The sequence below is a fragment of the Azospirillum doebereinerae genome, assembly GCF_003989665.1.
GTDB classification, from domain to species: Bacteria; Pseudomonadota; Alphaproteobacteria; order Azospirillales; family Azospirillaceae; genus Azospirillum; species Azospirillum doebereinerae.
Map to the genome: position 1 here is coordinate 125,584 of NZ_RZIJ01000015.1, position 26,702 is coordinate 152,285.

At 70.0% G+C, this 26,702-nt stretch carries 29 protein-coding genes; 19 read left to right on the forward strand and 10 right to left on the reverse strand.

Annotated features, from left to right (window positions below; translation table 11 throughout):
• Positions 1-31: 31 nt before the first annotated feature.
• From EJ913_RS18650 to EJ913_RS18670, 5 genes are all read left to right on the forward strand, one after another.
• Positions 32-658, forward strand: coding sequence for a MarC family protein (locus EJ913_RS18650; protein ID WP_127000607.1), 627 nt, complete (start codon positions 32-34; stop codon positions 656-658).
• 125 nt (positions 659-783) lie between these two features.
• The gene (locus EJ913_RS18655; protein WP_127000609.1) at positions 784-2,190 is read left to right on the forward strand and encodes a cytochrome ubiquinol oxidase subunit I; all 1,407 of its coding nucleotides are present in this window, start codon (positions 784-786) and stop codon (positions 2,188-2,190) included.
• Between the two features lie 6 nt (positions 2,191-2,196).
• Entirely contained in the window at positions 2,197-3,204 is a 1,008-nt protein-coding gene (cydB, locus tag EJ913_RS18660) for a cytochrome d ubiquinol oxidase subunit II (protein WP_127000611.1), read from the forward strand.
• A gap of 56 nt (positions 3,205-3,260) precedes the next feature.
• The gene (locus tag EJ913_RS18665; RefSeq protein ID WP_127000613.1) at positions 3,261-3,920 is read left to right on the forward strand and encodes a hypothetical protein; all 660 of its coding nucleotides are present in this window, start codon (positions 3,261-3,263) and stop codon (positions 3,918-3,920) included.
• A gap of 77 nt (positions 3,921-3,997) precedes the next feature.
• On the forward strand, positions 3,998-5,203 hold the full coding sequence (locus EJ913_RS18670) for an NnrS family protein (protein WP_127000615.1): 1,206 nt from the start codon (positions 3,998-4,000) through the stop codon (positions 5,201-5,203).
• Between the two features lie 18 nt (positions 5,204-5,221).
• Here the strand turns inward: EJ913_RS18670 and EJ913_RS18675 are convergent, their stop codons facing one another.
• From EJ913_RS18675 to EJ913_RS18685, 3 genes are all read right to left on the reverse strand, one after another.
• The gene (locus EJ913_RS18675) at positions 5,222-5,587 is read right to left on the reverse strand and encodes a response regulator (protein ID WP_127000617.1); all 366 of its coding nucleotides are present in this window, start codon (positions 5,585-5,587) and stop codon (positions 5,222-5,224) included.
• A 121-nt stretch (positions 5,588-5,708) separates the two neighbouring features.
• On the reverse strand, positions 5,709-6,104 hold the full coding sequence (locus EJ913_RS18680) for a hypothetical protein (protein ID WP_127000619.1): 396 nt from the start codon (positions 6,102-6,104) through the stop codon (positions 5,709-5,711).
• A gap of 120 nt (positions 6,105-6,224) precedes the next feature.
• A complete protein-coding gene (locus EJ913_RS18685) occupies positions 6,225-6,683 on the reverse strand; it encodes an Lrp/AsnC family transcriptional regulator (RefSeq protein ID WP_238518893.1) in 459 nt (152 codons plus the stop codon).
• A 116-nt stretch (positions 6,684-6,799) separates the two neighbouring features.
• Here EJ913_RS18685 and EJ913_RS18690 point away from each other — a divergent pair, with 116 nt between their 5' ends.
• Positions 6,800-7,675, forward strand: a complete 876-nt coding sequence (locus tag EJ913_RS18690) for a GGDEF domain-containing protein (protein WP_185909842.1) — start codon at positions 6,800-6,802, stop codon at positions 7,673-7,675.
• Between the two features lie 22 nt (positions 7,676-7,697).
• Here EJ913_RS18690 and hemF read toward each other — a convergent pair whose 3' ends face one another.
• Together hemF and EJ913_RS18700 are read right to left on the reverse strand one after the other, a co-directional pair.
• Positions 7,698-8,603: an oxygen-dependent coproporphyrinogen oxidase gene (gene hemF / locus EJ913_RS18695; RefSeq protein ID WP_127000623.1), complete on the reverse strand. Its 906-nt coding sequence runs from the start codon at positions 8,601-8,603 to the stop codon at positions 7,698-7,700.
• Between the two features lie 10 nt (positions 8,604-8,613).
• A complete protein-coding gene (locus tag EJ913_RS18700) occupies positions 8,614-9,084 on the reverse strand; it encodes a tRNA (cytidine(34)-2'-O)-methyltransferase (RefSeq protein WP_127000625.1) in 471 nt (156 codons plus the stop codon).
• 273 nt (positions 9,085-9,357) lie between these two features.
• On the opposite strand from EJ913_RS18700, the gene petA reads away from it, so the two are divergent.
• From petA to EJ913_RS18720, 4 genes are all read left to right on the forward strand, one after another.
• Entirely contained in the window at positions 9,358-9,924 is a 567-nt protein-coding gene (gene petA, locus EJ913_RS18705; RefSeq protein WP_127000627.1) for a ubiquinol-cytochrome c reductase iron-sulfur subunit, read from the forward strand.
• A 29-nt stretch (positions 9,925-9,953) separates the two neighbouring features.
• On the forward strand, positions 9,954-11,222 hold the full coding sequence (locus tag EJ913_RS18710; protein WP_127000629.1) for a cytochrome b: 1,269 nt from the start codon (positions 9,954-9,956) through the stop codon (positions 11,220-11,222).
• Positions 11,222-11,983, forward strand: coding sequence for a cytochrome c1 (locus EJ913_RS18715; RefSeq protein ID WP_127000631.1), 762 nt, complete (start codon positions 11,222-11,224; stop codon positions 11,981-11,983). The genes EJ913_RS18710 and EJ913_RS18715 overlap by 1 nt, the downstream gene beginning before the upstream one ends.
• Before the next feature lie 122 nt (positions 11,984-12,105).
• On the forward strand, positions 12,106-12,657 hold the full coding sequence (locus EJ913_RS18720; RefSeq protein ID WP_127000739.1) for a DUF924 family protein: 552 nt from the start codon (positions 12,106-12,108) through the stop codon (positions 12,655-12,657).
• Here the strand turns inward: EJ913_RS18720 and EJ913_RS18725 are convergent.
• The gene (locus tag EJ913_RS18725; protein ID WP_127000633.1) at positions 12,633-13,178 is read right to left on the reverse strand and encodes a response regulator; all 546 of its coding nucleotides are present in this window, start codon (positions 13,176-13,178) and stop codon (positions 12,633-12,635) included. The two genes, EJ913_RS18720 and EJ913_RS18725, sit on opposite strands and share 25 nt — an antisense overlap.
• Positions 13,179-13,331: 153 nt before the next feature.
• Between EJ913_RS18725 and EJ913_RS18730 the strand changes: the two genes are divergently transcribed.
• Entirely contained in the window at positions 13,332-13,724 is a 393-nt protein-coding gene (locus EJ913_RS18730) for a DUF423 domain-containing protein (protein WP_127000635.1), read from the forward strand.
• Positions 13,725-13,757: 33 nt separating this feature from the next.
• On the opposite strand, the gene EJ913_RS18735 is transcribed toward EJ913_RS18730, so the two are convergent.
• On the reverse strand, positions 13,758-14,111 hold the full coding sequence (locus tag EJ913_RS18735; RefSeq protein ID WP_127000637.1) for an ArsR/SmtB family transcription factor: 354 nt from the start codon (positions 14,109-14,111) through the stop codon (positions 13,758-13,760).
• Positions 14,112-14,312: 201 nt separating this feature from the next.
• Here EJ913_RS18735 and EJ913_RS18740 point away from each other — a divergent pair, with 201 nt between their 5' ends.
• From EJ913_RS18740 to EJ913_RS18765, 6 genes are all read left to right on the forward strand, one after another.
• Positions 14,313-14,540 (forward strand): sulfurtransferase TusA family protein, encoded by a 228-nt coding sequence (locus EJ913_RS18740; protein WP_127000639.1) that lies wholly within the window; start codon positions 14,313-14,315, stop codon positions 14,538-14,540.
• A 140-nt stretch (positions 14,541-14,680) separates the two neighbouring features.
• Entirely contained in the window at positions 14,681-15,610 is a 930-nt protein-coding gene (locus tag EJ913_RS18745) for a histone deacetylase family protein (RefSeq protein WP_127000641.1), read from the forward strand.
• A gap of 134 nt (positions 15,611-15,744) precedes the next feature.
• On the forward strand, positions 15,745-16,011 hold the full coding sequence (locus EJ913_RS18750; RefSeq protein ID WP_127000643.1) for an exodeoxyribonuclease VII small subunit: 267 nt from the start codon (positions 15,745-15,747) through the stop codon (positions 16,009-16,011).
• Positions 16,012-16,048: 37 nt separating this feature from the next.
• Positions 16,049-16,915, forward strand: a complete 867-nt coding sequence (locus tag EJ913_RS18755) for a polyprenyl synthetase family protein (RefSeq protein ID WP_127000741.1) — start codon at positions 16,049-16,051, stop codon at positions 16,913-16,915.
• A 39-nt stretch (positions 16,916-16,954) separates the two neighbouring features.
• Positions 16,955-18,868, forward strand: a complete 1,914-nt coding sequence (dxs, locus tag EJ913_RS18760; RefSeq protein WP_127000645.1) for a 1-deoxy-D-xylulose-5-phosphate synthase — start codon at positions 16,955-16,957, stop codon at positions 18,866-18,868.
• Positions 18,869-19,357: 489 nt separating this feature from the next.
• Positions 19,358-21,937, forward strand: a complete 2,580-nt coding sequence (locus EJ913_RS18765; protein WP_127000647.1) for a DUF4347 domain-containing protein — start codon at positions 19,358-19,360, stop codon at positions 21,935-21,937.
• A 31-nt stretch (positions 21,938-21,968) separates the two neighbouring features.
• Here EJ913_RS18765 and EJ913_RS18770 read toward each other — a convergent pair whose 3' ends face one another.
• The 3 genes from EJ913_RS18770 to EJ913_RS18780 are packed head-to-tail and all read right to left on the reverse strand — an operon-like array spanning position 21,969 to position 24,570.
• Positions 21,969-23,258: a CCA tRNA nucleotidyltransferase gene (locus EJ913_RS18770; protein WP_127000649.1), complete on the reverse strand. Its 1,290-nt coding sequence runs from the start codon at positions 23,256-23,258 to the stop codon at positions 21,969-21,971.
• Positions 23,259-23,308: 50 nt separating this feature from the next.
• Complete coding sequence (locus EJ913_RS18775; RefSeq protein ID WP_425321117.1) at positions 23,309-24,028, reverse strand: CoA pyrophosphatase; 720 nt, start codon at positions 24,026-24,028, stop codon at positions 23,309-23,311.
• Positions 23,980-24,570 (reverse strand): DUF1285 domain-containing protein, encoded by a 591-nt coding sequence (locus tag EJ913_RS18780; RefSeq protein ID WP_244939411.1) that lies wholly within the window; start codon positions 24,568-24,570, stop codon positions 23,980-23,982. Before EJ913_RS18780 ends, EJ913_RS18775 begins: the two co-directional genes overlap by 49 nt.
• A gap of 178 nt (positions 24,571-24,748) precedes the next feature.
• On the opposite strand from EJ913_RS18780, the gene EJ913_RS18785 reads away from it, so the two are divergent.
• Positions 24,749-25,714 (forward strand): AAA family ATPase, encoded by a 966-nt coding sequence (locus EJ913_RS18785; protein ID WP_127000747.1) that lies wholly within the window; start codon positions 24,749-24,751, stop codon positions 25,712-25,714.
• A 13-nt stretch (positions 25,715-25,727) separates the two neighbouring features.
• Complete coding sequence (locus EJ913_RS18790; protein WP_127000651.1) at positions 25,728-26,630, forward strand: DUF58 domain-containing protein; 903 nt, start codon at positions 25,728-25,730, stop codon at positions 26,628-26,630.
• Positions 26,631-26,702 lie beyond the last annotated feature (72 nt).

Below are 26,702 nucleotides of genomic sequence, written 5' to 3' on the forward strand. Positions count from 1 at the left end.
GGCCCTCCAGACCGCAACGAGGTGGCGCGCCGTGTCCGACTACATCAGCCATCTGGTCGTGTTCTTCGTGGTCGTCGATCCGCCGGGGCTGGTGCCGCTGTTCATCGCGCTGACGCGCGGCTTCGACACCCGCCACAAGCGCATCATCGCGCTGCGCGGCACCGCCATCGCCTTCGTCGTGCTGGTCTTCTTCGCCTATTTCGGCAAGGTGGTGCTGGAGACGCTGTCCATCGAGATGCCGGCCTTCCGCATCGCCGGCGGGGCGCTGCTGTTCTGGATCGCCTTCGAGATGCTGTTCGGCCGGCGCTCCGAGCGCAAGGAGCGCGACACCGGCGAGGCGATGACCGACGAGGACGCCCACGACGTCGCCGTCTTCCCGCTGGCGGTGCCGCTGATCGCCGGGCCGGGGGCGATCACCTCGATCCTGCTGCTGATGGACCGGGCGGGCGGCACGGTGGCGGGCCAGGTCGCGGTGCTGGGGGCGGCGGCGACGGTCATCGGCGGGGTGGCGCTGATCCTGCTGGGCGCCGACGTGGTGCGGCGGGTGCTGGGCCGCACCGTCATCCACACGGTCAGCCGGGTGCTGGGCATCGTGCTGGCGGCGCTGGCCGCCCAGACCATCATCTCGGGCATCACCAGCGTCTATCCGCCGCACTGATCGGACGGACACGGTCCGGGAACAACGGCCACGGTCACGGTGTTGTGGGGAGCAAGCGCCCGGCAGCCGCCCGGCGCGCCTGGAAACGCGCGCCGAAAGACGCGCGCCGAACAAGGGACGTGGCCATGGAACTCGATCCGCTGATCCTGTCGCGCATCCAGTTCGCCTTCACCATCTCGTTCCACATCCTGTTCCCGAGCTTCACGGTCGGGCTGGCCTGCTGGATCGCGCTGCTGGAAGGCTTGTGGGTCGGCACCGGGAAATGGATCTACCGCAGCCTGTCGGAGTTCTGGACGCGCATCTTCGCCCTGTCCTTCGGGCTGGGGGTGGTGTCGGGGATCGTCATGTCCTACCAGTTCGGCACCAACTGGAGCCGCTGGTCCGACACCGTCGGCAACGTGCTCGGCCCCCTGATCCAGTACGAGGTGGTGACCGCCTTCTTCCTGGAGGCCGCCTTCCTCGGCATCCTGCTGTTCGGGCGCGACCGGGTGCCGCGGGGCATCCACCTGATGGCGGCCTGCCTCGTGGCGCTGGGGACGGTGCTGTCCTCCTTCTGGATCCTCTCGGCCAACAGCTGGATGCACACCCCGGCCGGCTTCGAGATCCGCGACGGGCGCTACTTCGTCACCGACTGGTGGCAGGTGGTGTTCAACCCGTCCTTCCCCTACCGCCTCGCCCACATGCTGACGGCGATGTTCCTGACCACCAGCTTCGTCGTGGCGGGCATCAGCGCGTGGTACCTGCTGAAGCACAAGTACCACGAGCACGCGCGCCTCGGCCTGAAGATGGCGCTGGCGATGATCACGGTGCTGGCGCCGCTGCAAATCTTCCTTGGCGACCTGCACGGGCTGAACACGCTGGAGCACCAGCCGGCCAAGATCGCCGCCATGGAAGGCCATTGGGAGGGCGGGCCGCGCGCCCCGCTGATCCTCTTCGCCATCCCCGACCCCGCCACCGAATCCAACCGCTGGGAGCTGGGCATCGAGGGGCTGTCGAGCCTGATCCTGAAACATGATCTCAACGGCGTCGTCCCCGGCCTGAAGCAGTTCCCACCGAATGAGCGCCCCGACCCGCGCCTGGTCTTCTGGACCTTCCGGGTCATGGTCGGCATCGGCATGGTGATGCTGGCGGTCGCCGCGATCCACGTCGTGCTGCGCCTGCGCGGCGCGCTGTTCCAGACGCGGTGGTTCCAGTGGATGCTGGTCGGCTGCATGCCCATCGGCTTCGTCGCCATCCTGGCCGGCTGGTTCACGACCGAGGTCGGGCGGCAGCCCTGGGTCGTCTACGGCCATCTGCGCACCGCCGACGCGCTGACCCCGTCGCTGAGCGGGGAGGCGGCGCTGGCCTCGCTGCTGACCTTCGTGGTCGCCTACACGATCATCTACGGGGCGGGGACCTACTACCTGATCCGCCTGCTGGGCATCGGCCCGGCGGTGAACCGCGAGCCGCCGATGGCCGAGGGCGCCGGGCACGGCATGCGGCCGATGTCCGGGGCCGAGACGCCCGCCCACACCATCACCAACCCGGAGTGACCCGCCATGGAAGGTAGCCTCCTGACGCTCGCCTGGGTCGGCATCGTCGGCTTCGCGGTGTTCATGTACGTGCTGATGGACGGGTTCGACCTGGGCGTCGGCATCCTCTACCCCTTCGCCCCGCGCGAGGAGGACCGCGACACCATGATGAACAGCGTGGCGCCGGTCTGGGACTTCAACGAGACGTGGCTGGTGCTGGGCGGGGCGGGGCTGTTCGCCGCCTTTCCCATCGCCTACGCGGTGCTGCTACCGGCCATGTACATCCCGCTGCTGGTCATGCTGGTCGCCCTGATCTTCCGGGGCGTCGCCTTCGAGTTCCGCTTCAAGGCGCGGGCGCGGCGCTATTGGTGGAACCGCTCCTTCTTCGCCGGGTCGGTGCTGGCGACCTTCGCGCAGGGGGTGGTGCTGGGCTCCTTCGTGCAGGGCATCCCGGTGCAGGGGCGCGACTTCGCCGGGACCATGCTGCATTGGCTGACGCCCTTCAGCCTGTTCTGCGGCGCGGCGCTGGTCGTCGGCTACGCGCTGCTGGGGGCGACCTGGCTGATCTGGCGGACCATCGGGCGGTTGCAGGACTGGTGCTTCCGCGTGGCGCGGCGGCTGATGGTCGTGGTGCTGGTCGGGGTGGCGGCGGTCAGCCTGTGGACGCCCTTCCTGCTGCCGGACATCGCGCAGCGCTGGTTCTCCATGCCGAACCTGATCCTGCTGTCGCCGGTGCCGCTGGTGACGGCGGTGCTGGCGGTGGCGCTGTGGCGGGCGCTCGACAACGGGCGAGAGGTGGCGCCCTTCCTGCTGTCGATGGCGCTGTTCGCGCTGTCCTATCTAGGGCTGGCCATCAGCCTGTGGCCGAACCTGATCCCGCCCTCGGTGACGGTGTGGCAGGCGGCCTCGCCGCCGGAGACGCAGGTCTTCCTGCTGGTCGGCATGGCCTTCCTGATCCCGTCGATCCTGGGCTACACCGCCTATTCCTACTGGGTGTTCCGCGGCAAGGTGACGGGCAGCTTCGGTTATCATTGAGCCACGGCGCCCGCTCGTCCTAAAACAAGCGGAGTCGGGAAACGGAAGAGGCGCCCATGGACATCGACATCAGCTTTGCCGAGGCCATGCTGCGCCGGGGCGCCGGCCTGCTGCAGGAGGAGGCTCCGGCGGATGGCGGCGATCCCTTCGCCTTCCTGGCGCGGCTGCTGGCGACGGCGGCGGCGACCGACGCGCCGCTGGTGGTGCTGAGCGAGAGCGGCGGCCACCCCGAGCTGTTCGACGAGGCCAACCGCCGGGCCGGCGAGCCGCTGACCGCCCGCGTGATCCAACTCGCCGCCACGCGCCAGAGCGAGCGGGCGGCAATGTACGAATTCGACGGCACCGGCCCGCTGACCGGCAACCGGGTGGTCGCGGCGCTGCTGCGGCCGGAGGACCGGGCGGATCTGCTGGACGTCTACGTCGCGGTCGGGCGGCTGCGCGGCGGCGAGGCGCAGATGACGGTGGCGCCGGCCTTGCTCCGCTTCGACGCGGCGGCGCTGAACCAGACCCTCGGGCTGATCGGCGAGGCCGCCACCCGCAGCGTCAACGCGGCGACGGCGTCGCTGGCCCACGCGGCGGCGGTGCTGCCGATGCCGGGTCATGAGGAGGGCGGCATGCCGGCGGCGCTGCTGGCGTTGTATTGGCACGCCCTGACGCTGGCGTCGGTGCGGGCGGGTGCCGGTTTGGCGGGCATGGCGGTGCAGGGGCGGGCCTGATAGACGCTTGACTATTGTCAAGGCGTCCTTCCCCGTCCTGCCGCAGGATCGGCGGCATCGAACCGGAGATGCTGCCCATGACCTCCTCCCCCGACCTTGCGGCGCGGCCCGCCCGCTGTCCCACGCCCGTGCTGTTCCAGTACGGGTTCCGCCCCTTCTTCCTGCTGTCCGGGGTGACCGGCTGCGGCCTGATCGCCGCGTGGCTGGGCATCCTGATCACCGGCGCTTGGCCGGCCGGCCCGGTCGGCGCCGCCGCGTGGCACGGCCACGAGATGCTGTTCGGCACCGTGGTGGCGGCCGTCGCCGGCTTCCTGCTCACCGCCGTGCCGAGTTGGACCGGGACCAAGGCGCGCTCCGGCGCGCCGCTGGTCGCCCTGACCGCGCTGTGGCTGGCCGGGCGGGTCGCGGTCTTCCCCTGGTCGGGGGTGTCGGAGCCCGTGGCGGCGCTGCTCGACCTCGCCTTCCTGCCGGCCCTGGGCGTGGCGCTGGCCGGGCCGCTCTTCGCCGCCGGCAAGGCGCGGAACAGCGCCTTCCTCGTGCTGCTCGGCCTGCTGACGCTCGCCAACCTGCTGATCCATCTGGAATGGCTGGGGGTGCTCGGGAACGGAATCGAGCCGGGCCTCACCCTGGGGCTGGGCGTCGTTCTGATGATGGTCACGGTGATCGGCGGGCGCATCCTGCCGGCCTTCACCCGCAACGGCCTGGGGCCGCGCGGCGCCGCCGTCCGGTCCTGGCCCTGGGTGGAGAAGGCGGCGCTGCTGTCGACCGCCGCGCTGGTGCTGGGGGAATTGGTACTGCCGGCGGGCCTGACGCTCGGCGCGCTGGCCCTGGCAGCGGCGCTGGCGCATGGCGTGCGGCTGTTCGGCTGGCGCGGCTGGCTGGCGTGGCGGTCGCCGATCCTCTGGGTGCTCCACCTCGGCTACCTGTGGATCCCGGCGGCCCTGCTGTTGAAGGCGCTGTCCGCCGTCACCGAGCTTCCGGCCTCCTCGGCCACCCACGCGCTGACCGCCGGGGCGTTCTCCACCCTGATCCTGGCGGTGATGAGCCGGGCTTCGCTGGGCCACACCGGGCGGGCGCTGGTGGTGACGCCGGTGACGGTCGCGGCCTATCTGCTGCTGACCGTCGCGGCGCTGGCCCGCGTGGCGGCGCCGCTGCTGCCGGGCGAGTGGATGTGGCCCGCCCTGCAAGGCGCCGGGCTGGCCTGGGTCGTCGCCTTCGCGCTGTATCTGGTGGCCTACGCGCCGGTCCTGCTGGCCCCGCGCGTGGACGGCCGGCCGGGCTGACGGGACGGCCTTGAGGGATCAGCGCAGATGGCGGTCGATGGCGTCCGTCATCTCGACCTCGCGGAAGGGCTTGGACAGCACAGGGCGGCCCTGATGCGCCTTGGGCAAGCCGGCGGCGCCGTGGCCGGTGGTGAAGACGAAGGGGATGTTCCGTTCGCTCAGCGCGTCGGCCACGGGGTCGACCCGTTCGCCGCGCAGGGTCACGTCCAGCAGGGCGGCGTCGATGCCGCCCTGGTCGATCAGCGCCAAAGCCTCCGCCACCGTGCCGGCGGGGCCGACGACGCCGACGTTCTGGGTTTCGAGCGAATCCTCAATCGCCATGGCGACCAGCGGCTCGTCCTCGACGAGCAGGATGCGCAAGGGCTTCGGCGGGGCGGATTCCATCGACGGTTGCCTGATCTCTGAAGGGAGGAAGGATGACGGGAAAGCTTTCGCGACCCCCCGTCCCTTTGTCCATTCCGACCTTGGTCATCACCCATAGGGAGGGGTGGTCGCCGAACGGCTATCATCCCAGATCATCGAGCGCCTGTTGCAGGGAGGGGTAGAGCGCTTCGACCAGCGAGCCGTCGGGCCGGACCGGCACCGGCAGCGTGTCCGCCCCGACCAGAGCGCGGGACAGCGACAGCCCCCCCACCTCGACATAGCCGCCGCGCTCGCCGTATTGACCGACGATCCAGTCCGTCGTGGCCGGATCGCCGTCCAGCCCGCTGTGATGCGACACCAGCGCGTGGCCGCCATCCTCGCCCCGGCGGTACCAGGCGAGACGACCCTCGCCGACCTCCATCGGCCGGAAGCCGGCCTCGGTCAGCGTCTCCTGGATTTCGGGCCGCACCGGCGGAAAGGCGCCGCCCTGGCGCCGGTTGTCATTCAAGGGGTGAAGGTCTTCCGCAAGCTCGGTCATGATCCCCATCCGTCGTGGTTCATGGGGAAGCAACAGCGGGAAGGCCGGTTTGTGCCCATCGCGCGCCGGAAGGGCTGCCGCCGGAGGGGGGAACGCCTTCGAGAAGACCGGTGGATCGCCTCAACGCTCCATCTTGGTGGACAGCAGGATTGAGGACATCGTCTTCTCCACCCCCGCCAGCCGGCCGATGGCGTCGAGCGCCGCGTCCATCGCGTCGTGGGTGTCGGTGGCGACGGTGGCGCAGAGGTCGTACTGGCCGCTGATGCTGTGCAGGCGGGTCAGCTCCGGCATCTTGCGCAGGGCGTGGACGACGCGGTCGGCCAGCTTGGCGTTGACGCTGATCATCACCAGCGCCGACACCCCGCGCCGGGGGGCCGCGTCGCCCAGCTTGACCGTGTAGCCGGCGATGGCGCCCTGGCGCTCCAGACGCGCGATGCGGTCCTGCACGGTGGAGCGCGACAGCCCCAGCGCCCGGCCGAGCGCCGCCGTGCTGGTCCGCGCGTTCAGCGTCAGCAGGTCGATGAGGTGCCGGTCGAGATCGTCCATGGAGCCGCGCGGGTGGGAGAGGGCGTCTCCCACCGTGTGTATCCGGCGGCGTGGGTGGGCGGCAAGAGCGCAGGGTCCGCCATTTTTCATTCCACCTTAACCAGAGGCGTGGCACTCAACGTAAGGGTTTCATGGGAACGGGGGGTGGGATGCGTGTCCTGATCGCCGACGACACCATCGTCACGCGGATGATGGTGTCGAGCTGGGTAAGGGACATGGGCTACGAGCCGATCCTTGCCCAGGACGGCGCCGAGGCCCTGGAGATCGCGTTCCGGGACGGCTTCGACATCGCCGTCATCGACTGGGAGATGCCCCGGCTGACCGGCATGGAGGTCATCCGCCAGCTCAAGGAGCATCCCCGGACCGCCTACGGCCACCTGATCCTGGTGACGGGGCGGAGCGACCAGAACAGCCTGATCCAGGCGCTGGACGGCGGGGCCGACGACTTCATCCGCAAGCCGCTGGTCCCGGCCGAGCTGGTGGCGCGGGTGCGGGCCGGCGCCCGGATCGTCGAGCTGCGCAACAGGATCATCCGGCTGGCCGAGACCGATCCGCTGACCGGGGCCGCCAACCGCCGCTCCTTCCTGGAGCGCGCCGAGGCGGCGGCGGCCGACACCGAGCGGCGCCAGCGCTCGCTGTCGGTGCTGCTGCTGGACATCGACCATTTCAAGTCGGTCAACGACACGCGCGGCCACGCCGGGGGCGACGAGGCGCTGAAACGTTTGGTGGAATGCTGCGGCATGGTCCTGCGCCCGAACGATTTGCTCGGCCGCTTCGGCGGCGAGGAGTTCGTGGTGCTGCTGCCGGAGACCAACGCCTACGTCGCGGTGGGGATCGCCGACCGCCTGCGGCAGGCCATCGAGGCGATGACCGTCGAACACGCCCCGGAGCCGTTCCGCATCACCGCCAGCATCGGCGTCTCGGGGGTGGGGGCCGACGGCATCGACGCGGCGCTCCGCCGCGCCGACGACGCGCTCTACGCCGCCAAGAAGGCTGGCCGCAACCGGGTGGAACTGGCGCGGTAGGGCGCCCATCCCACCGCGACGCTCACGGCCACTTCACTTCGGGCGGCAGGCTCATCAGGATGGCCTCGGTGTTGCCGCCGGTCTTCAGGCCGAAGGTCGTGCCGCGGTCGTAGAGCAGGTTGAACTCCACGTAGCGCCCGCGCCGGACCAACTGGTGCTCGCGCTGCTCGGCCGTCCAGGGGCGGTTCATGTGGCGGCGCACCAGATCCGCGTAGCTGTCGAGGAACCCCGTCCCGACGTCGCGGGTGAAGGCGAAATCGGCGTCCCAGTTCCCGGAATCGAGCCCGTCGTAGAAGATCCCGCCGACGCCCCGCGCCTCGTTCCGGTGGGGCAGGAAGAAGTAACGGTCGCACCACTCCTTGTAGCGCGGGTAATAGGCCGGGTCGTGACGGTCGCAGGCCGCCTTCAGGCCGGCGTGGAAATCGGCCGTGTCGCGCTCGTCCTCCATCATCGGCGTCAGGTCGGCGCCGCCGCCGAACCAGCCCTTGGTGGTGACGATGTGGCGGGTGTTCATGTGGGTCGCCGGCACCAGCGGCGAGCGCATGTGCGCCACGAGGCTGATCCCCGCCGCCCAGAATTCCCCCGTCTCCGCCGCGCCGGGGATGGTGGCGCGGAATTCCGGGCTGAAGACCCCGTGCACCACCGAGATGTTGACCCCGACCTTCTCGAACACCCGGCCCTTCATCACCGACATGGTGCCGCCGCCGCCCTCGCCGCCGCCATGGTCGGGGCGGGCCCAGGTCTTGCGCTCGAAGCGGCCGGGGGGGAGATCGGCGTGGGTGCCGGTCAACTCGTCCTCCAGCCCCTCGAAGGCGGCGCAGATGCGGTCGCGCAGGCTGGCGAACCAGGCGGTGGCGAGGGCCTTTCGGTCCTCCACCGGATCGGCGGTCACGCTGGAGTCGGGGCTGGCGGGCGCGCTGGCGGTCATGGGGCACTCATCATGGGGCACTGGCGGGAGCGAATCCAAGTGCGGCGGTCTGTCGCAGAGCCTCACCCAACACCATCGCGGCGCTGATCGCAACGTTCAAGGAGCGGGCCGGCGGGCGCAGCGGGATCACCAGCCGGGCGTCGGCGGCGGCGTGGACCGCGTCGGGAACCCCGGCGCTTTCCCGTCCGACCAGGATGCGGTCGTCGGGGGCGAAGGCGAACGCCGTGTACGGAACCGCGCCCCGCGTCGTCAGCAGCACCAGACGCCCGGCCTGCGGGCCGGCGGCGTAGGAATCCCAGGAGCTGTGGCGCACCCAGTCGAGATGGTCGAGATAGTCCATGCCGGCCCGCCGCAGCCGGCGGTCGTCCAGAACGAATCCGCAGGGCTCGATCAGGTCAAGGGGCACGCCGAGCCCCGCCGCCAGCCGCATCAGCGTGCCGGCGTTCTGTGGAATGTCGGGTTCGAAGAGGACGAGACGCATGACGGACCCCGTGGAAATTCCTTGGTTATGCACACAAACTAATGCTGCGTTGCGAAACGCGACATCATGTCCGCCGACAAACACTTTTCAAGAGGGCGGCGCGACGGTATACCGCACCCCGAAAGACCGGAGCTACCCACTCCGGAGCGACGTGGCGTGCCCGAGGTTCATCCACCCGGCGGACAGGCCCGTCCAGTCGTGCTACAGAACGGTCCATATCGGTCGTCCGGCGCCGCCGCGCGCGCCGGGCATGCCTTGAGGAGAAACAGGCTTATGGCTCAGACCACGCATCCGCCCGGTACGGGTGGCCACGCGGCCTCCGGCGACGGTGCCACCCGTCGCGACTTTCTGTATCTTGCCACCGGTGCGGTTGGCGTCGTCGGAGCCGCCTCGGCGGCCTGGCCCTTCATCGACAGCATGAACCCGGCCCGCGACACGCTGGCGCTGGCGTCCATCGACGTCGACCTGGCCCCCGTCGCGGAAGGCCAGGCGATCACCGTGACCTGGCGTGGCAAGCCCGTCTTCGTCCGCCACCGCAACGCCAAGGAGATCGAGGAGGCCAAGGCGGTCAACCTCGGCGACCTGCGCGATCCGGTGGCCGACGACGCCCGCGTCAAGAAGCCGGAATGGCTGATCGTCATCGGCATCTGCACCCATCTCGGCTGCGTGCCGCTGGGGCAGAAGGTCACCGATCCGCGCGGCGACTTCGATGGCTGGTTCTGCCCCTGCCACGGCTCGCACTACGACACCGCTGGGCGCATCCGCAAGGGTCCGGCCCCGGCCAATCTCGTCGTTCCGACGTACGCCTTCACCGGCGATACGAAGATCCGGCTCGGTTGAGCGGCCCCAAGGTTCTGGAGACCCCGAGAATGGCTCAGGCTCAAGCCTCTAAATTCAAGAATCCGGTCGTGAACTGGATCGACAGCCGTCTGCCGATCTTCACGATGCTGGATCACGAGTACAACCACTACCCGATGCCCCGGAACGTCAACTACCTGTGGGCGTTCGGCGCGATTGCCGGCATCATGCTGGTGGTGATGATCGCCACCGGCCTGTTCCTGGCGATGCAGTACTCGTCGCACACCTCGCTGGCCTTCGATTCCGTCGAGCGCATCATGCGCGACGTGAACTACGGCTGGCTGCTGCGCTACGTCCACGCCAACGGCGCGTCGATGTTCTTCATCGCCGTCTACATCCACATGTTCCGCGGCCTCTACTACGGCTCCTACAAGGCGCCGCGCGAGATCCTGTGGATCCTGGGCGTGATCATCTTCCTCGTCATGATGGGCACCGCCTTCATGGGCTACGTGCTGCCGTGGGGCCAGATGAGCTTCTGGGGCGCCACCGTCATCACGAACCTGTTCTCGGCCTTCCCGATCGTCGGCGACCCCATCGTCACGCTGCTGTGGGGCGGCTTCTCGGTCGACAACCCGACGCTGAACCGCTTCTTCGCGCTGCACTTCCTGCTGCCCTTCGTGCTGCTGGGTCTGGTGATCCTGCACACGGCGGCCCTGCACGTCTGCGGCTCGAACAACCCGCTGGGCATCGAGCCCAAGGGCCCGCAGGACACGGTGCCGTTCAACCCCTACGTGACGATCAAGGACGGCTTCGCGGTCGTCGTGTTCTTCATCGTGTTCGCGGCCTTCGTGTTCTTCATGCCGAACTACATGGGCCATCCGGACAACTACATCCCGGCGAACCCGCTGGTGACGCCGGCGCACATCGTGCCGGAGTGGTACTTCCTGCCCTTCTACGCCATCCTGCGCGCCATTCCCGACAAGCTGGGCGGCGTCATCGCCATGTTCGGCTCGATCGCCCTGCTGATCGTGCTGCCCTGGCTCGACACGTCGAAGGTGCGGAGCTGCAAGTTCCGTCCGATCTACCGCCAGTTCTTCTGGATCCTGGCGGTCGACGCGATGGTGCTGGGCTACGCTGGCGCCATGCCGGCCGAAGGCGCTTGGCTGATCATCGCGCGGGTCGGCACCTTCTACTACTTCTTCCACTTCCTGGTCCTGCTGCCGGTGCTGGGCAAGATCGAGCGGCCCCGGCCGCTTCCCAACAGCATCAGCGAGTCCGTTCTGAAGGGCGGCGGCCACATCGCCGCGGGCGCCCACGCGAAGCCGATGGAGAAGGCCTGATGCGCGCGTTGAAGACTGCCATCCTCTCGGCGGCGCTGGCTCTCGGCATCGCCGGGGCCGCGCAGGCGGCTGAAGGGGTCCACATCCCGAAGCAGAGCTGGCCGCACGCCGGTATCTTCGGCACCATCGACAAGGCGTCGGCCCAGCGCGGCTTCCAGATCTACAAGGAAGTCTGCTCGACCTGCCACGCCATGCATCTGGTGCCGATCCGCACGCTGGCCGGCATCGGCTTCACGGAAGACGAGCTGAAGGCCCTGGCCTCCGGCTACGAGGTCCAGGCCGGTCCGAACGACGCGGGCGAGATGTTCATGCGTCCGGGTGTTCCGGCCGACCGCTTCCCGTCGCCCTTCCCCAACGACCAGGCGGCCCGCGCGGCCAACGGCGGCGCCCTGCCGCCGGACCTGTCGCTGATGGCCAAGGCCCGGGTCGGCGGCGAGGATTACATTCACGCCTTCCTGACCGGTTTCGAGGAGGCGCCGGCCGGCGTCACCGTGATGCCGGGCATGAACTACAACAAGTACTTCCCCGGCCATCAGGTCGGCATGCCGAACATCCTGATGCCCGACGGCGTGACCTTCGCCGACGGCACGAAGGCCACGGTGGAACAGCAGGCGCACGACATCGCGACCTTCCTGACCTTCGCGGCGGAACCCCACCTGGACGCGCGCAAGCAGATGGGCGTCAAGGTGATCCTGTTCCTGATCGTGCTGGCCGGGCTGATGTACGCGGTCAAGCGCAAGATGTGGAGCACCCTGCACTGAGCGGTGCCGAGGCTTAAGCCTCACGGGTGATTTTCGACTGGACAGGGCGCCCCTCGCGGGCGCCCTGTTTCGTTCGGGGGATCGTGTCGTCGGGCGAACGGGAGAGAGGGGCGTTGACCGCGATGGTGGACACACTGATCGACGAGATCGTGGATTTCTGGTTCGACGAGGCGATGAAGCCCTATTGGTTCCGCCGTTCCGACAGCTTCGACCGGGCGGTCGCCGACACGCTGGGCCCGCATCACGCGGCGGCGGCGCGCGGCGATCTCGATCATTGGATGGAGGACGTCGACGGCTGTCTGGCGCTGTGCATCCTGCTGGATCAGGTGCCGCGCAACATGTTCCGCGACAGCCCGCGCGCCTACGCCACCGACGACAAGGCCCGCGCGGTGGCCGACCACGCGCTGGCCGGCGGCTTCGACCTGGAATGCACGGAGGATGAGCGCATCTTCCTGTACCTGCCCTTCGAGCATCACGAGGACTTGGCCAGCCAAGACCGCTCCGTGGCCCTGTTCTCCGAGCGCGTCGGCACGGAGGAGACGGTGCGCTACGCCGAGCGGCACCGGGAGATCATCCAGCGTTTCGGGCGTTTCCCGCACCGCAACACCGTGCTGGGCCGCGAGAGCACGGCGGAGGAGACCGCGTTCCTTCAGGAACCCAATTCGTCGTTCTGAGAGGAGGGCGCGAGGGGCAGCCAGCGTTCCAGCGCCGCCAGCAGGTCGCTGCGGCGCACCGGCTTGGTGACGTAGTCGTTCATGCCCGCGTCCAGGCAGCGGTCACGGTCTTCCGGCTGGGCGTTGGCGGTGACGGCGATGATCGGGATCCGGCCGCGCTCCCCGCCCAGGGAGCGGATGGTCGCGGTCGCCGACAGCCCGTCGACCTCGGGCATGGACAGGTCCATCAGCACGGCCTCGTGCGGGATGGGGGCGGTGGCGACGGCGGCCACCGCCTCCGCCCCGCCCTGGGCCAACTCCACGGAGAATCCGGCCCGGACCAGCAGCCCGCCGATCACCAGACGGTTGGTCGCGCTGTCGTCCACCACCAGCAGGCGCCCGCCGCGCCCGCGCGCCCAGCCCATCAGCCGGTCGCCGTCGGCCGCGCGCCCGGCCAGCCGCGACAGGGCGGGGGCCAAGGCGGGAGAGGCGGGGGGATGCCCCGTCTCGACGGTTCCAGGATGCAAAATGTCACCGTCCATGGCTGGCCTTTGGCAAAATGCAAAGCAGGTTGCACAGCCGGTCCCGGCGTCGCACAGTGGCGCCGCCAATTCCGGCCCTGCGAGCCATTATCAGCAAGGGACGGGCCAATTGGCCGGGTCGGCCCCTATGACGACGGAAAGACGGGATTAGGCATGAACGTGATCGACCGTGGGTGGATCGTCTTCGCCGCGCTGAACGGTGTGGTCGCGGTCGGCGGCGGCGCCTACGCCAGTCACGGTCTGGCCGGCGATCCCCACGCCCAGGAGCTGTTCCGGCTGGCCGGCCAGTATCAGATGTGGCACGCGCTGGCGCTGATCGGCGTGGTGGTGCTGGCGGGCCGCGCCGAGGGCGTGGCCCGGCTGGCCTTGCGGCTGGCGGGCTGGCTGTTCGTCGCCGGGATTCTGCTGTTCAGCGGGACGCTCTACGCCCTGGTCGCGAGCGGCCCCCTGCCGTTCGCCATGACGGCGCCGCTCGGCGGCACGTCCCTCATGCTGGGCTGGCTGGCGCTGGGCGCCGCGGCGCTGCTGTTCCGCCGGAAGGCCTGACCCCGGCCGTCCGATCGGAAGTCCGGAAGCCGGTCAGGCGACGGCGGATGCGGGTTGGTGTTGGGACGGCGCGTCGGTGGCGTCTCCCTCCGCCGTCTCGCAGTAGAGGCCGTGAAGGGTCGCCATGATGGTCTGGGCTTCGTGGCCGTTCAGCGAGTAGTAGATGTTCTGGGCGCTGCGGCGGGTGCGGACCAGCTTGTCGCGGCGCAACCGGGCCAGATGCTGCGACAGGGCCGACTGGCTGAGCCCGACCAACTCCTCCAACTCGCCGACCGAGCGTTCGCCCTGGCTGAGGTGGCACAGGATCAGGAGGCGGCGCTCGTTGCACATGGCCTTCAGCAGCGTGCTGGCGCGGCGGGCGTTGGCTTGCAAATCCTCGATCTTCATCGCGTTTCCGTTGCCCCGTCCGTTTTCGTTCCAAACACGCCGGCCGCCGCGAGGGCGGGGACACAAAATAGTTCGTACGCGATCTTATTCATGCGTGAACGCTTTTGTCCACCTGTGGAAATCCGGCGGTTGATGTTTGGCGCCCAGACCGGCTTCCGCCCGGCCATGGACAGCCGGGAACGGGTCGGCTAGCATTCCGCCATGACCGATCATCCGTTGAACGCCAAGGGCTTGCAGTGCCCGTTGCCGGTCTTGCGGGCGCGCAAGATGCTGAAGGCCATCGCCGTCGGCGACACCTTGACGGTGGAGGCGACCGACCCCGGCGCGTTGCGGGATTTCCCCGCCTTCTGCGAGGCCACCGGCAGCCGCCTGCGGTCGAGCGCCGAGGCGGACGGGATCTACCGGTTCGTGATCGAAAGGCTGGTCTGAACAACCCCTGCATACGTGAAGATGCGGATGGTTGGCTGTGACGAATCGTCCTGGAATCGGCCTGTACATTCCGGAGCGATCCGGAAAGAATGGTGACGGGAAACGTCCTGAACGCCAACGAAAAACGACCGAAAACCGCCATGTTCACCACCCTGTTCACGCACGCGGCCTGCCTGGACCACGACACCGGTCTCGGCCATCCGGAATGCTCCGACCGCCTGCGCGCCGTGCTGGCGGCGCTGGAGACCGAAGAGTTCCACATGCTCGAACGGCAGGAGGCGCCGCGCGCCACGGTCGAGCAGCTGCTGCGCGCGCACCCGCAGGCGCACATCGACCGGGTGATGGCGGCGATTCCCGCCGCCGACCACGCCGGCATCGACGGCGACACCGTGGTCTCGCCCGGCTCGGGGGAGGCGGCGCTGCGCGCGGCCGGCGCGGTGGTGGCGGCCGTCGATTCCGTGGCGAGCGGCCAGTCGCGCAACGCCTTCTGCGCCGTCCGTCCGCCCGGTCACCACGCCGAGCGCGAGAAGCCGATGGGCTTCTGCCTGTTCAACAACGCCGCCGTCGGCGCCTACCACGCGCGCGCCGCCCACGGGTTGCAGCGGGTGGCGGTGGTCGATTTCGACGTCCACCACGGCAACGGCACCCAGGACATCTTCCAGTTCGACCCGGACATGCTTTATTGCTCGACCCACCAGTCGCCGCTCTACCCCGGCACCGGCGACGCGGGCGAGAAGGGCGAGTACGGCAACTGCGTCAACGCGCCCCTGCCGGCGATGGCGGGGTCGCCGGAGTTCCGCCACGCGATGACCCACGTCATCCTGCCGGCCATCGACCACTTCAGGCCCGATCTGCTGATCATCTCGGCCGGCTTCGACGCCCATTCCCGCGATCCGATGGCGTCGCTGCATCTGATCGACGACGATTTCGTCTGGGCCACCCGCAAGCTGGGCGAACTGGCCCGCACCCATTGCGGCGCCCGCATCGTTTCGGTGCTGGAAGGCGGATACAACCTGCGCGCGCTGGCCTCGGCCAGCGCGGCCCATGTGCGCGAGCTGATGTACTGCTGAGCACCGCCCTCCGCCCGTCCCGACCGACCGCATAGGCCGCAAGGGCGGGGGAGGCGGGGTGCCACGGCTCTTGCGCGCGGCGAAGGCCGGGCCTAACTTCGCGGACTTGGACGTCCACCACGGTTCCGCCATCCATGCCTCCGTCATCCATCGCCGCCACGCCCATCCCGACCGACATCGCCGCCCTCAGCTTCGAGGATGCCCTGGCCGAGCTGGAGCGGATCGTTCGCCAGCTCGAAGAGGGTCGCGGCAAGCTGGACGACGCCATTTCGTCCTACGAACGCGGGACCGCCCTGAAGCGCCATTGCGAAGCCAAGCTGCGCGAGGCCCAGGCCAAGATCGACCGCATCACCGTAAGCGCCGACGGTTCCATCGGCAGCGAACCCGCCCGGATCGACTGACGTGCAGAGCGATTTGAAAGCGGCCCTGAAGGCCGCCATGACCGACACCGCCCGCGCCGTGGAAGACACCATCGGCCGGCTGCTGCCCTCCACCGACCTGGCCGAGGCGCGGCTGTTCGACGCCATGCGCTACGGCAGCCTGAACGGCGGCAAGCGGCTGCGGCCCTTCCTGGTGATGAAGTCGGCCGACCTGTTCGGGGTCAACCCCGACTGCGCCATCCGCGTCGCGGCGGCGGTGGAGATGGTCCACAGCTATTCGCTGGTCCACGACGACCTGCCGGCGATGGACGACGGCGAACTGCGGCGCGGCCGCCCGACCTGCCACCGCCAGTTCGACGAGGCCACCGCCATCCTGGCCGGCGACGGGCTGCTGACCTTCGCCTTCGAGGTTCTGGCCGATCACGCCACCCACGAGGATCCCAACATCCGCTGCCAATTGGTGACCGCGCTCGCCAAGGCGGCGGGCGGGCACGGCATGGTCGGCGGCCAGATGCTCGACCTGATCGCCGAGCACGAGACCTTCGACCTCGGCACCACCACGCGGCTGCAACGCATGAAGACCGGCGAGATGATCGCCTTCTCCTGCGAGGCCGGCGGCATCCTCGGCAAGGCCGCCCCGCCCCAGCGCGCGGCGCTCCGCGCCTACGCCCACGACCTCGGCCTCGCCTTCCAGATCGTCGACGACCTGCTGGACGTCGAGGGGACGGAGGCCGAGACCGGCAAGACCGTTGGCCGCGACGCCCAGGCCGGCAAGGCGACCTTCGTGTCGATCCTCGGCCGGGACCGCGCCCGCTCCCAGGCGGAAATACTCGCCTCGCAGGCGTCGGCGCACTTGGACATTTTCGAGGGGCGTGCCGATATGTTGAAGGCCGTCGCCGACTTCGTCGTCGCGCGGCGCGCCTGACCCGAGCACGCCTGACTTGAGCACGAGGATCCGCAAGACGTGACCGCCACCAAGACCCCGCTGCTCGACCTTTGTCCGACGCCCGCCAAGCTGAGGGCTCTCAAGCCCGAACAGCTCCGCCAGTTCGCCGACGAGCTGCGCACCGAGACCGTGGACGCCGTGTCGGTGACCGGCGGCCATCTCGGCGCCGGGCTGGGGGTGGTCGAGCTGACGGTGGCGCTGCACTACGTCTTCGACACGCCGGGCGACCGGCTGATCTGGGACGTCGGGCACCAGTGCTACCCGCACAAGATCCTGACCGGGCGGCGCGACCGCATCCGCACCCTGCGGATGGGCGGCGGCTTGAGCGGCTTCACCAAGCGGACGGAGAGCGAGTACGACCCCTTCGGCGCCGGCCACAGCTCCACCTCGATCTCCGCCGGTCTTGGCATGGCGGTGGCGAGCGGGCTGAAGGGCGAGCGCAAGAACGTCATCGCGGTGATCGGCGACGGCGCCATGAGCGCCGGCATGGCCTACGAGGCGATGAACAACGCCGCCTCGGCCAAGTCGCGGCTGATCGTGGTTCTGAACGACAACGACATGTCGATCGCCCCGCCGGTCGGCGCCATGAGCGCCTACCTGTCGCGGCTGATCTCGTCCAAGCCCTATCTCAGCCTGCGCCATCTCGCCAAGGAGATCGCCGACCAGCTGCCGCGCCCGCTGCGCAACGCCGCCCGTCGGGCGGAGGAGTACGCGCGCGGCATGGTCACCGGCGGCACGCTGTTCGAGGAGCTGGGCTTCTACTACATCGGCCCGATCGACGGCCACAACCTGGACCACCTGCTGCCGGTGCTCCAGAACGTGCGCGACGCCGACGACGGGAAGCCGGTGCTGATCCACGTCGTCACCAAGAAGGGCAAGGGCTACGCCCCGGCGGAGGCCTCGGCCGACAAGCTGCACGCGGTCGCCAAGTTCGACGTGGTGACCGGCGCCCAGTCCAAGCCGAAATCCAACGCCCCGACCTTCACCCGCGTCTTCGCCCAGTCGCTGATCGCGGAGGCCGAGGCCGACCCGACCATCGTCGCCATCAACGCCGCGATGCCGTCCGGCACCGGGCTCGACCTGTTCGCCGAGCGCTTCCCCGAGCGCTGCTTCGACGTCGGCATCGCCGAGCAGCACGCGGTGACCTTTGCCGCCGGCATGGCGACGGAGGGGTTCAAGCCTTTCGTGGCGATCTACTCGACCTTCCTCCAGCGCGCCTACGACCAGGTCATCCACGACGTGGTGCTGCAGCACCTGCCGGTGCGCTTCGCGCTCGACCGCGCCGGGCTGGTGGGGGCGGACGGGGCGACCCACGCCGGATCCTTCGACGTCGCCTATCTCGGCTGCCTGCCCGACATCGTGCTGATGGCGGCGGCGGACGAGGTCGACCTGATGCACATGGTCGCCACCCAGGCGGCCATCGACGACCGCGCCTCGGCGCTGCGCTACCCGCGCGGCGAGGGGGTGGGGCTGGAGATGCCGGAACGCGGCTCCGTCCTGCCGCTGGGCAAGGGGCGCATCCTTCAGGAAGGCACCAAGGTCGCCATCCTCAGCTATGGCGGCCGTCTGGCCGAGGCCCGCAAGGCGGCGGCGGAGCTGGGCGCGCGCGGCCTGTCCACCACGCTGGCCGACGCCCGCTTCGCCAAGCCGCTGGACGAGGAGTTGGTCCGCCGCCTCGCCCTGGAGCACGAGGTGCTGATCACCATCGAGGAGGGCTCGGTCGGCGGCTTCGGCAGCTTCGTGCTGCACTTCCTGGCGACCTCCGGCCTGCTCGACGGCGGGCTGAAGATCCGGCCGATGGTACTGCCGGACCTCTACCTCGACCACGAATCGCCGGCCAAGCAGTACGAGACCGCCGGCCTTACCGCCCGTCATATCGTGGCGACCGCTCTGCAGGCGCTCGGCATCGAGAACGCCGCCGCGCGGGCCTGACCTCCGCAGCCATGTCCGGGAGTACTGGCGGCCCTGCATGGGGCCGTGTGCTTCCGGCTGCGCTCCACACTCCACCCTGTTTGCAGCGCCTCGCCGAACCCGCCAAGGGCGTTCAAGCCTATGATCGGCGTGGGACCGGCAGGGGGGCGGGATGATGCACGTCCGACCGGGCAGGGGCCGATCTACCCCCTCTTTTCGCGCTGTTGGCGAGAGATACCCGAAAGATCGGGGTGGTTGCGATGGTCCAATCCCCTCCGAAAGATTTCGCCAGCGCGCAAGGCGTTTCTACCCTGGTTCGCGCAGTAATCCCCAGTATCTCGAAACACACCGCTCGGAGCGTCAGGAAAAGAAGGCAGGCCGAATGGCACCGGCGGTGTGTTCGCCGCCTTCGACCGTGTTATCGCCTTATCGAGAATTGTGGGGGTCTTGCAAAGGGGTACATGAGGGACGGTCTTTGCCAACCGTCCAAATCCCCAGAGAGGGGCATCCATGCACACAGTCATTCTCGTCGATGCCGATTTGAAAGACATCGATGTCCTGCTCGGCCGGCAGTCCGCCGGCTCGCGCGTGGTGCGGGTCACGGAACGCGACGATTCCCACGCTTTGTTGGCCGAAGCCCTGGCCGAAGGGCCGGCGGCGGTGCATCTGGTCGCGCATGGCGCGCCGGGCGTTGTCCGGCTGGGGGCGAGCCCCCTCGACGCCGGCTCGGTGCTCGACCGCATCTGGCCGAACGCGTCGGGGACGGAGATCCGGATTCATGCCTGCGACGTTGGGGCCGGCGAGAGCGGTCGCCGCTTCCTCGACCGGCTGGCGGCGGCCACCGGCGCCCGTGTCGCCGCCGCCAGCCACCCGGTGGGGCACGCCGATCTTGGCGGCTCCTGGATTCTGGACGTGACCGCCGGGCCGATGACCACGGGGTTGGCGACCGCCGGGCTCCCCTTCGCCGGAGCGGAGGACTGGCCGCACCGGCTGGCCTACCGGGGGACGGCCTCGGCGGGGAACGATACGCTGACCGGCGACAACGCCGGCAACACCATCGACGGGCTGGGCGGCAACGACTCCATCGTCGGCGGCACCGGCACCGACTCGCTGGTCGGCGGGGCGGGCAACGACACGCTGATCGGCGGCGGCAATCCGGGCGGGCTGCTGGGTGACACGCTGAACGGCGGTCTCGGCGCCGATTCCCTGGTCGGCGGCTCCGGCTTCAACGTGGTGACCTACGAGAACGCCACCGCCGGCCTGACGCTGGACCTGAAGACCCCCGGCAACAGCACCGGCGAGGCGGCCGGCGACCGCTTCGTCAACATCCAGCGCTGGATCGGGTCGGAGCAGGCCGACGTGCTGATCGGCAACGACAGCGGAGTCTGGTTCTGGGGGCATGGCGGCGACGATCTGGAGTATGGCGGCGCCGGCAACGACACGCTGGAAAGCGGCGTCGGCAACGACACCGTCCATGGCGGCGGCGGCAACGATCTGATGTTCGGCCGGGTCGACAACGACCAGTTGTTCGGCGAGGCCGGCAACGACACCATCGGCGGCGGGGCGGGCGACGATCTGGTCAACGGCGGCGAGGGCGACAACGTGCTGTTCGGCGACTGGGGCGCCGACACCATGATCGGCGGCAGCGGCAACGACAGCTTCTACGCCGGCGAGGTGCAGTCCGGCGGCTTTTCGGAGACCCAGTCCGACAGCATCAGCGGCGGCGGCGGCAACGACGTCTACTTCATCGCCAACCAGACCGAGGCAGGGACGGTCCGCTTCGACGGCGGCGCCGGCACCGACACGCTGAGCATCAACTCCGACAGCGTCACCGACGCCGAAGGCAAGGTCAGCCCCGGCACCCCGCAGATCGACATCTCGCGGATGACGCTGACCAGCGTGGAAACGCTGGCCCTGTCCGGCAGCCGGCACCACACGGTGACGATGACGGCCGCCCAGGCCAACGGCTTCACCGGAATCACCGGCGCCACCACGGGGGACGCCTTCGCCATCGCCGGGGCCAACCTGTCCGGCAGCGTCGGCAGCGGCACGGGCGCGCAGCTGCTGGCCGGGCAGGTCCAGGCGGAGACGGTGAACGGCGTCACCCTGGTCCACATCGGCATGGACCAGGCGGCGGGCGCCGACGTCACCCTGCGGCTGGCCGGCGGCTTCACCGCCTCGGACATCCACGTCGCCGGAACCACCGTGACGCTCGGCCAAGGCGGAGGCAGCGGTGGCGGAAGCACGGGCGGCGGCTCCACCGGGGGCGGCTCGACGGGGGGCGGAAGCACGCCCGGCCAGACCCTGACCGGCACGGCGGCCCGCGATTACCTGATCGGCGGCGCCGGCAACGACGTGATCGCCAGCAACGGCGGCAACGACTACATGGAGGGCGGCGCGGGCAGCGACAGCTTCCTGTTCAAGGGCGGCGACGGCTGGGACTACGTCGGCGACTTCCAAGCCGGCAGCGGCGGCGACGTGCTGAATCTGCAGGGCTGGTCGGGGTTGTCCGACCTGGGCAAGGCCCTGGCCACCGCGACGCAGGAGGGCGCGGACACCGTCTTCAACTTCAGCGCGACGGACGGGGTGCGTCTGGCCGGCGTGTCCAAGGCGTCGCTCACCACGGCCAACTTCGTCTTCGGCAGTGGTTCCGGAGCGGGGGGCGGCACCGGTTCGGAGCCGGGCACGGGATCCGGATCGGGCGGCGGGACCGGCGGCGGCTCGTCCGGGGCCGGGCAGGTTCTGGCCGGTACCTCGGGGCGCGATTACCTGAGCGGCGGCAGCGGGAACGACACCATCACCGGCGGCGCCGGGAACGATTACATGGACGGCGGTGCCGGTGTCGATGTCTTCGCGCAGGGTGCCGCCGACGGCTGGGACTGCATCGGCGACTTCAAGGCGGGGACGGGCGGAGACGTGCTCGACCTGCACACGATCGGCGGCTATTCCAGCTTCGCCGTCGTCATGAGCCACGCAACGCAGGACGGCCTCGACACGACGCTGGACTTCGGCGCCGCCAGCTCGATGCGCCTGATCGGCGTGGACCACACCACGTTGACCGCCGCCAACTTCCTGTTCGCCAGTTCGTGAGGCAAAGGGGAGGGGGACGTTCGCCCCCTCCCTAAACCCTCCCCCGCCCAGCGGGGGAGGGATGGGGTGGGGGCACGCGCGGCTGGACCTTCGCAACCCTGTCCAGGCAGGCCTCCCGTCCCGGCCGGAAATCCTCGGCGATCCACCACGCCTCGATCTCCTTGAGCCGTTGGCCGAGGCCCGGCCCGTGCGGGACGCCCAACGCGAGCAAATCCCGCCCGGCGACGGGCAGCCGCAGATCCGGCAGATCCCCGGCGGTGGCGAGGGCCGCGCGCAGGGCGGTCAGATCCAACGGTCCGCCGCTTTCGACCGCCGCCATCAGCACAAGGTCGCGGTACAGGGCGGCGTCGCCGATGCGGTAGAGCGCCTGCCGCCGCTTCACCGCATCGTCGGACGGTGACACGGGAACCGGCGGCTCCACCAGGGCGGCCAGCCGGTCGCGTTCCGTGTTGGACAGGCGCAGGGTGTCCGCCACCGCGAGCGCGCCCGTCCGGTCCGCTTCCAGCACGGCGGCGAGGCGGCGCGTCGGGTCGGGAACGGCCTCGGTCCCGAGATCGTGCTCGAGCCGCGCCAACCGGTCCAGGCGGGCGGTCGCCGTCGCCATGGGCAGCAGATGCGCCATCACCCCCCGGTCGATCATCAGTTGCCAGACCCCGGCCGCGTCCGGCGCGGTCAGCAGGCGGAACAGTTCGCCGCGCACCCGCTCGCCCGACAGGGTCGGCAGGCGCGGCGCCAGTTCCACGCAGGCCGCCAGCGCCTCAGGATCGGGCGCGCCGCGCCCGTAATGGGCGTGGAAGCGGAAGAAGCGCAGCAGCCGCAGCACGTCCTCCGCGATCCGCCGCCGGGCGTCGCCGACGAAGCGCACCCGCCCCGCCGCCATGTCGGCCAGCCCGCCGAACGGGTCGCGGACCAGCCCGTCCAGCGTGCAGTTCAACGCGTTCATGGTCAGGTCGCGCCGGGCCGCGTCCTCCACCCAGTCGTCGGTGAACTCGACCCGCGCGTGGCGGCCGAAGCTCTCCACGTCGCGGCGGAGCGTGGTGATCTCATAAGGCTTGCCGCCGGACAGCGCGGTTACCGTGCCGTGGGCGACGCCGGTCGGAATCGCGCGCAGCCCGGCGGCGTCGAGCAATGCCATCACCCGTTCCGGCGGCGCATGGGTGGCGACGTCGATGTCCTTCACCGGCCGGCCGAGCCACGCGTCGCGCACGCAGCCGCCGACGAAGCGCGCGTCGGCCCCACCGGCGGCAAGGGCGGCAAAGACGGCTTGGCTCTCTGGCGCGGTCATCCAGGGCTGCGGGGCGAGGCGGGCGGCGATCGTCATGGCGCGACGCTACCCGATCCGCTCCGGGCGGGGCAAAGGAAACACCGCGCTCAGCCCGTTCCGCTTCCCTGTTCGGCCGTGCGGTCCAGCGTCCCGCCCAGCACGTCGCGCAGGTTGACCAGCATCCCGGCGGTCGCCCCCCAGATGTAGCGCTGCTGGTAGGGGAAGGCGTAGAAGAAGCGCGGCTTGCCGAGAAACTCCCGGCTGTGGCGCTGCGGGTTGGCGGGGTCGAGGATGAAGGACAGCGGCACCTCGAACACCTCGGCCACCTCGATCGGGTCGGGGGTGAGGATGAAGGGCGGCGTCACCACGCCGACCACCGGAGTCACCCGGAAGCCGGTCCGCGTCACATAGGTGTCGAGCCGCCCGACGATCTCGATCCGCCCGCGCTCCAGCCCGATCTCCTCGGCGGTCTCGCGCAGCGCCGTGTCCTCCGGGCCGTCGTCCTCCGGCTCCATCCGGCCGCCGGGGAAGCTGATCTGCCCGGCGTGGGCGGTCAGGGTGGCGGTGCGCTGGGTGAAGATCACCGTCGGCCCGTCCGGCCGGTCCACCAGCGGCACCAGCACGGCGGCCTCGCGCAAGGCGTCGGGCGGCGGTTCGAAGCCGGGATTGAGGTCGTGGTCCCCACGGATTTTGGCCGTGACGGAGGCCGGAGGGTCGGTGGCCAAGTGCAGGAAATCGGGGCTGCTGGCGGGGAACCGCCGCCGGACGTCCTCCAGGGTCAGTCGCCAAGCAGCCTGCCCAGCGCGAAGAAAACCTTGTTGCTCCATACACCCACCTCGGTCTCGCCGGCCTCGGTGCGGCGCGTCTCTCCGCGTTCGACCATGTCGTAGAACACGGGCCGCAGAATGCGCGCCTCCAGCCGGCTCTTGATCTCAATATAGGGGGACGGCTCTCCGGTTTCAGGGTGGTCGGCGACGCGGATCGGATGCTCCGGCCCGGCCTGGACCCAATGGTCCAAATTGGTGCGGAAGGACAGGATCTGGTCGGCGCCGCTGCCCGACACCGTCATCTCCACGGCGACGAAGGGCGAATCCTCGACCACGATCCGGCCGCGCTCGACCGGGGTGATCAGCCAGTAATCGCCCGAATCGTCCCGTTTGAGGACGGTGGAGAACAGCTTCGCCAACTCGATCCGGCGGATCGGATCGCCATTGTGGAACCAGGTGCCGTCACGCGCAATGCGTATGTCGTAGGATTCCTCTTCCGGATGAGGACGCGGAAAAGGGGAGGAACCGCCGGAACGCTCCGGTCCGCCCCCGCCATCTGGGTGCTTGTCATTTGCGCTTGCGCCACCGACCTTCATGGACATCGTCCCGGTTCCCGCGTTCGTCGTTTACGTATTTTCGCCACACTCGGCGGCTAGGTCCACTAGAGTTGGTCATCCGATCCCGCCTCGAACAGGCTCGAAAACAGGGGAGCAAAAGACCTTGAGCGCACAGGACACCCTGCGGGGCCTTTCCCCGACGCCCGAGGACCCCCACCAGCTGATGGCGGAGATCGAAGCCCTGGGCGACCGCCTGGGCCTCGTCCGCGACCGGATCGGCCGCATCATCTTCGGTCAGCAGGAGGTCGTGGACCGCACGCTGGTCACACTGCTGGCCGGCGGCCACGTCCTGCTGATCGGCGTGCCGGGCCTCGCCAAGACGCGGCTGGTGGAGACGCTGGGCACCGTGCTGGGCTTGGCCGAGAAGCGCATCCAGTGCACGCCCGACCTGATGCCCGCCGACATCCTGGGTTCGGAGGTGCTGGAGGAGGGCGAGAACGGCCGCCGCTCCTTCCGCTTCCTGCCCGGCCCGGTGTTCAGCCAACTGCTGATGGCCGACGAGATCAACCGCGCCAGCCCGCGCACCCAGTCGGCGCTGTTGCAGGCGATGCAGGAACACCGCGTCTCGGTCGCCGGCCAGTACCACGCGCTGCCCCAGCCCTTCCACGTGCTGGCGACGCAGAACCCGCTGGAGCAGGAGGGCACCTACCCGCTGCCCGAGGCCCAGCTCGACCGCTTCCTGATGCAGATCGACGTCGAATACCCCGACCGCGACGCCGAGCGCCGGATGATGATCGCCACCACCGGATCCTCCGACGAGCGCGCGGTGACCGTGCTGTCCGCCGCCGACCTCCAGACCGCCCAGCGTCTGGTCCGCCGCGTGCCGGTGGGCGAAGGCGTGGTCGACGGCATCCTCGATCTCGTGCGGCGCGGTCGGCCGGAAAGCTCCGATCTGGTCGAGGTCCGGCGCCACGTCGCCTGGGGACCGGGGCCGCGCGCCAGCCAGGCGCTGATGCTGGCCGCCCGCGCGCGCGCTGTGCTGGACGGCCGGCTGGCGCCGTCGCTGGATGATGTGGTGGCGCTCGCCAAGCCGATCCTGAAGCACCGCATGGCGCTGAACTTCGCCGCCAGGGCCGATGGGGTGACGCTGGACGACGTCATCGACCGCCTCTGCGCCCCGCTGGCCTGACGCGGATCCGCCGATGCCGCGCAGCCCCGCCCCCGGAACCCCGTCGCTGCTGGCCCGCCACCGGGCGGAGGATCTGGCCGCTGCTCTGCCGCCGCTGCTGGTCGCGGCGGAGCGGGTGGCCTCGACCGTCGCGCAGGGCGTCCACGGCCGGCGCCGGGTGGGCTTGGGGGAGACCTTCTGGCAGTTCCGCCGCTACCAGCCGGGCGACGCGCCGTCGATGATCGACTGGCGGCAATCGGCCAAGACCCAGCCGGTCTACGTCCGCGAGAACGAGTGGGAGGCGGCGCAGAGCGTCTGGCTGTGGCGCGACCGCTCGGCCTCGATGGATTTCCGCTCGGCGCCCGAATTGCCGACCAAGCGCGAGCGCGCCGACCTGCTGACGCTGGCGACCGCCGTGCTGCTGGCGCGCGGCGGCGAGCGGGTGGCGCTGCTGAACTCCGGGGTGCGGCCCGACCACGGCAAGACGGTGATCGACCGGCTGGCCCGGCTGATGACCGACCCGCGCGCCGCCGCCGCGCCCGAACCGCTGCCCCAGGTGGAGGCTCTGCCGCGCCACGCGCAGGTGGTGCTGTTCGGCGACCTGCTGTCACCCCTGCCGGAGATCCACGCCGCCGTCGCCGGGCTGACCGGGCGCGGCCTGCGCGGTCATCTGGTGCAGGTGCTCGACCCGGCGGAGGAAACCTTGCCCTACGACGGCCGCGTCGCCTTCGAGGGGCTGGAGGGCGAGAACGGTTTGCTGGTTCCCCGCGTCGAGGCGGTGCGCGAGGCCTACCGCGAGCGTTTGCAGGCGCAGCGCGACGGCTTGGCGGCGCTCGCCCGGACGGCGGGCTGGAGCTTCGCGACGCACCGCACCGACCGTCCGCCGCAGACCGCGTTGCTGGGCCTGTGGGGCGCCATGGCGCAGGAGCCGGTGTGACCGGGCGGCGCCCTGCCCCCTCCCTGACCCTCCCCCGCCTTTGGCGGGAGAGGGGATTGCCGCCGCACTTCC

Excerpts from the sequence above, each read along its gene's own strand:
- EJ913_RS18655 (WP_127000609.1), top strand. The coding sequence starts at position 784 with ATGGAACTCGATCCGCTGATCCTGTCGCGCATCCAGTTCGCCTTCACC.
- cydB (WP_127000611.1), top strand. The coding sequence starts at position 2,197 with ATGGAAGGTAGCCTCCTGACGCTCGCCTGGGTCGGCATCGTCGGCTTC.
- EJ913_RS18665 (WP_127000613.1), top strand. The coding sequence starts at position 3,261 with ATGGACATCGACATCAGCTTTGCCGAGGCCATGCTGCGCCGGGGCGCC.
- EJ913_RS18670 (WP_127000615.1), top strand. The coding sequence starts at position 3,998 with ATGACCTCCTCCCCCGACCTTGCGGCGCGGCCCGCCCGCTGTCCCACG.
- EJ913_RS18675 (WP_127000617.1), bottom strand. The coding sequence starts at position 5,587 with ATGGAATCCGCCCCGCCGAAGCCCTTGCGCATCCTGCTCGTCGAGGAC.
- EJ913_RS18680 (WP_127000619.1), bottom strand. The coding sequence starts at position 6,104 with ATGACCGAGCTTGCGGAAGACCTTCACCCCTTGAATGACAACCGGCGC.
- EJ913_RS18690 (WP_185909842.1), top strand. The coding sequence starts at position 6,800 with ATGCGTGTCCTGATCGCCGACGACACCATCGTCACGCGGATGATGGTG.
- hemF (WP_127000623.1), bottom strand. The coding sequence starts at position 8,603 with ATGACCGCCAGCGCGCCCGCCAGCCCCGACTCCAGCGTGACCGCCGAT.
- EJ913_RS18700 (WP_127000625.1), bottom strand. The coding sequence starts at position 9,084 with ATGCGTCTCGTCCTCTTCGAACCCGACATTCCACAGAACGCCGGCACG.
- petA (WP_127000627.1), top strand. The coding sequence starts at position 9,358 with ATGGCTCAGACCACGCATCCGCCCGGTACGGGTGGCCACGCGGCCTCC.
- EJ913_RS18710 (WP_127000629.1), top strand. The coding sequence starts at position 9,954 with ATGGCTCAGGCTCAAGCCTCTAAATTCAAGAATCCGGTCGTGAACTGG.
- EJ913_RS18715 (WP_127000631.1), top strand. The coding sequence starts at position 11,222 with ATGCGCGCGTTGAAGACTGCCATCCTCTCGGCGGCGCTGGCTCTCGGC.
- EJ913_RS18720 (WP_127000739.1), top strand. The coding sequence starts at position 12,106 with ATGGTGGACACACTGATCGACGAGATCGTGGATTTCTGGTTCGACGAG.
- EJ913_RS18725 (WP_127000633.1), bottom strand. The coding sequence starts at position 13,178 with ATGGACGGTGACATTTTGCATCCTGGAACCGTCGAGACGGGGCATCCC.
- EJ913_RS18730 (WP_127000635.1), top strand. The coding sequence starts at position 13,332 with ATGAACGTGATCGACCGTGGGTGGATCGTCTTCGCCGCGCTGAACGGT.
- EJ913_RS18735 (WP_127000637.1), bottom strand. The coding sequence starts at position 14,111 with ATGAAGATCGAGGATTTGCAAGCCAACGCCCGCCGCGCCAGCACGCTG.
- EJ913_RS18740 (WP_127000639.1), top strand. The coding sequence starts at position 14,313 with ATGACCGATCATCCGTTGAACGCCAAGGGCTTGCAGTGCCCGTTGCCG.
- EJ913_RS18745 (WP_127000641.1), top strand. The coding sequence starts at position 14,681 with ATGTTCACCACCCTGTTCACGCACGCGGCCTGCCTGGACCACGACACC.
- EJ913_RS18750 (WP_127000643.1), top strand. The coding sequence starts at position 15,745 with ATGCCTCCGTCATCCATCGCCGCCACGCCCATCCCGACCGACATCGCC.
- EJ913_RS18755 (WP_127000741.1), top strand. The coding sequence starts at position 16,049 with ATGACCGACACCGCCCGCGCCGTGGAAGACACCATCGGCCGGCTGCTG.
- EJ913_RS18765 (WP_127000647.1), top strand. The coding sequence starts at position 19,358 with ATGCACACAGTCATTCTCGTCGATGCCGATTTGAAAGACATCGATGTC.
- EJ913_RS18770 (WP_127000649.1), bottom strand. The coding sequence starts at position 23,258 with ATGACGATCGCCGCCCGCCTCGCCCCGCAGCCCTGGATGACCGCGCCA.
- EJ913_RS18775 (WP_425321117.1), bottom strand. The coding sequence starts at position 24,028 with ATGGAGCAACAAGGTTTTCTTCGCGCTGGGCAGGCTGCTTGGCGACTG.
- EJ913_RS18780 (WP_244939411.1), bottom strand. The coding sequence starts at position 24,570 with ATGTCCATGAAGGTCGGTGGCGCAAGCGCAAATGACAAGCACCCAGAT.
- EJ913_RS18785 (WP_127000747.1), top strand. The coding sequence starts at position 24,749 with ATGGCGGAGATCGAAGCCCTGGGCGACCGCCTGGGCCTCGTCCGCGAC.
- EJ913_RS18790 (WP_127000651.1), top strand. The coding sequence starts at position 25,728 with ATGCCGCGCAGCCCCGCCCCCGGAACCCCGTCGCTGCTGGCCCGCCAC.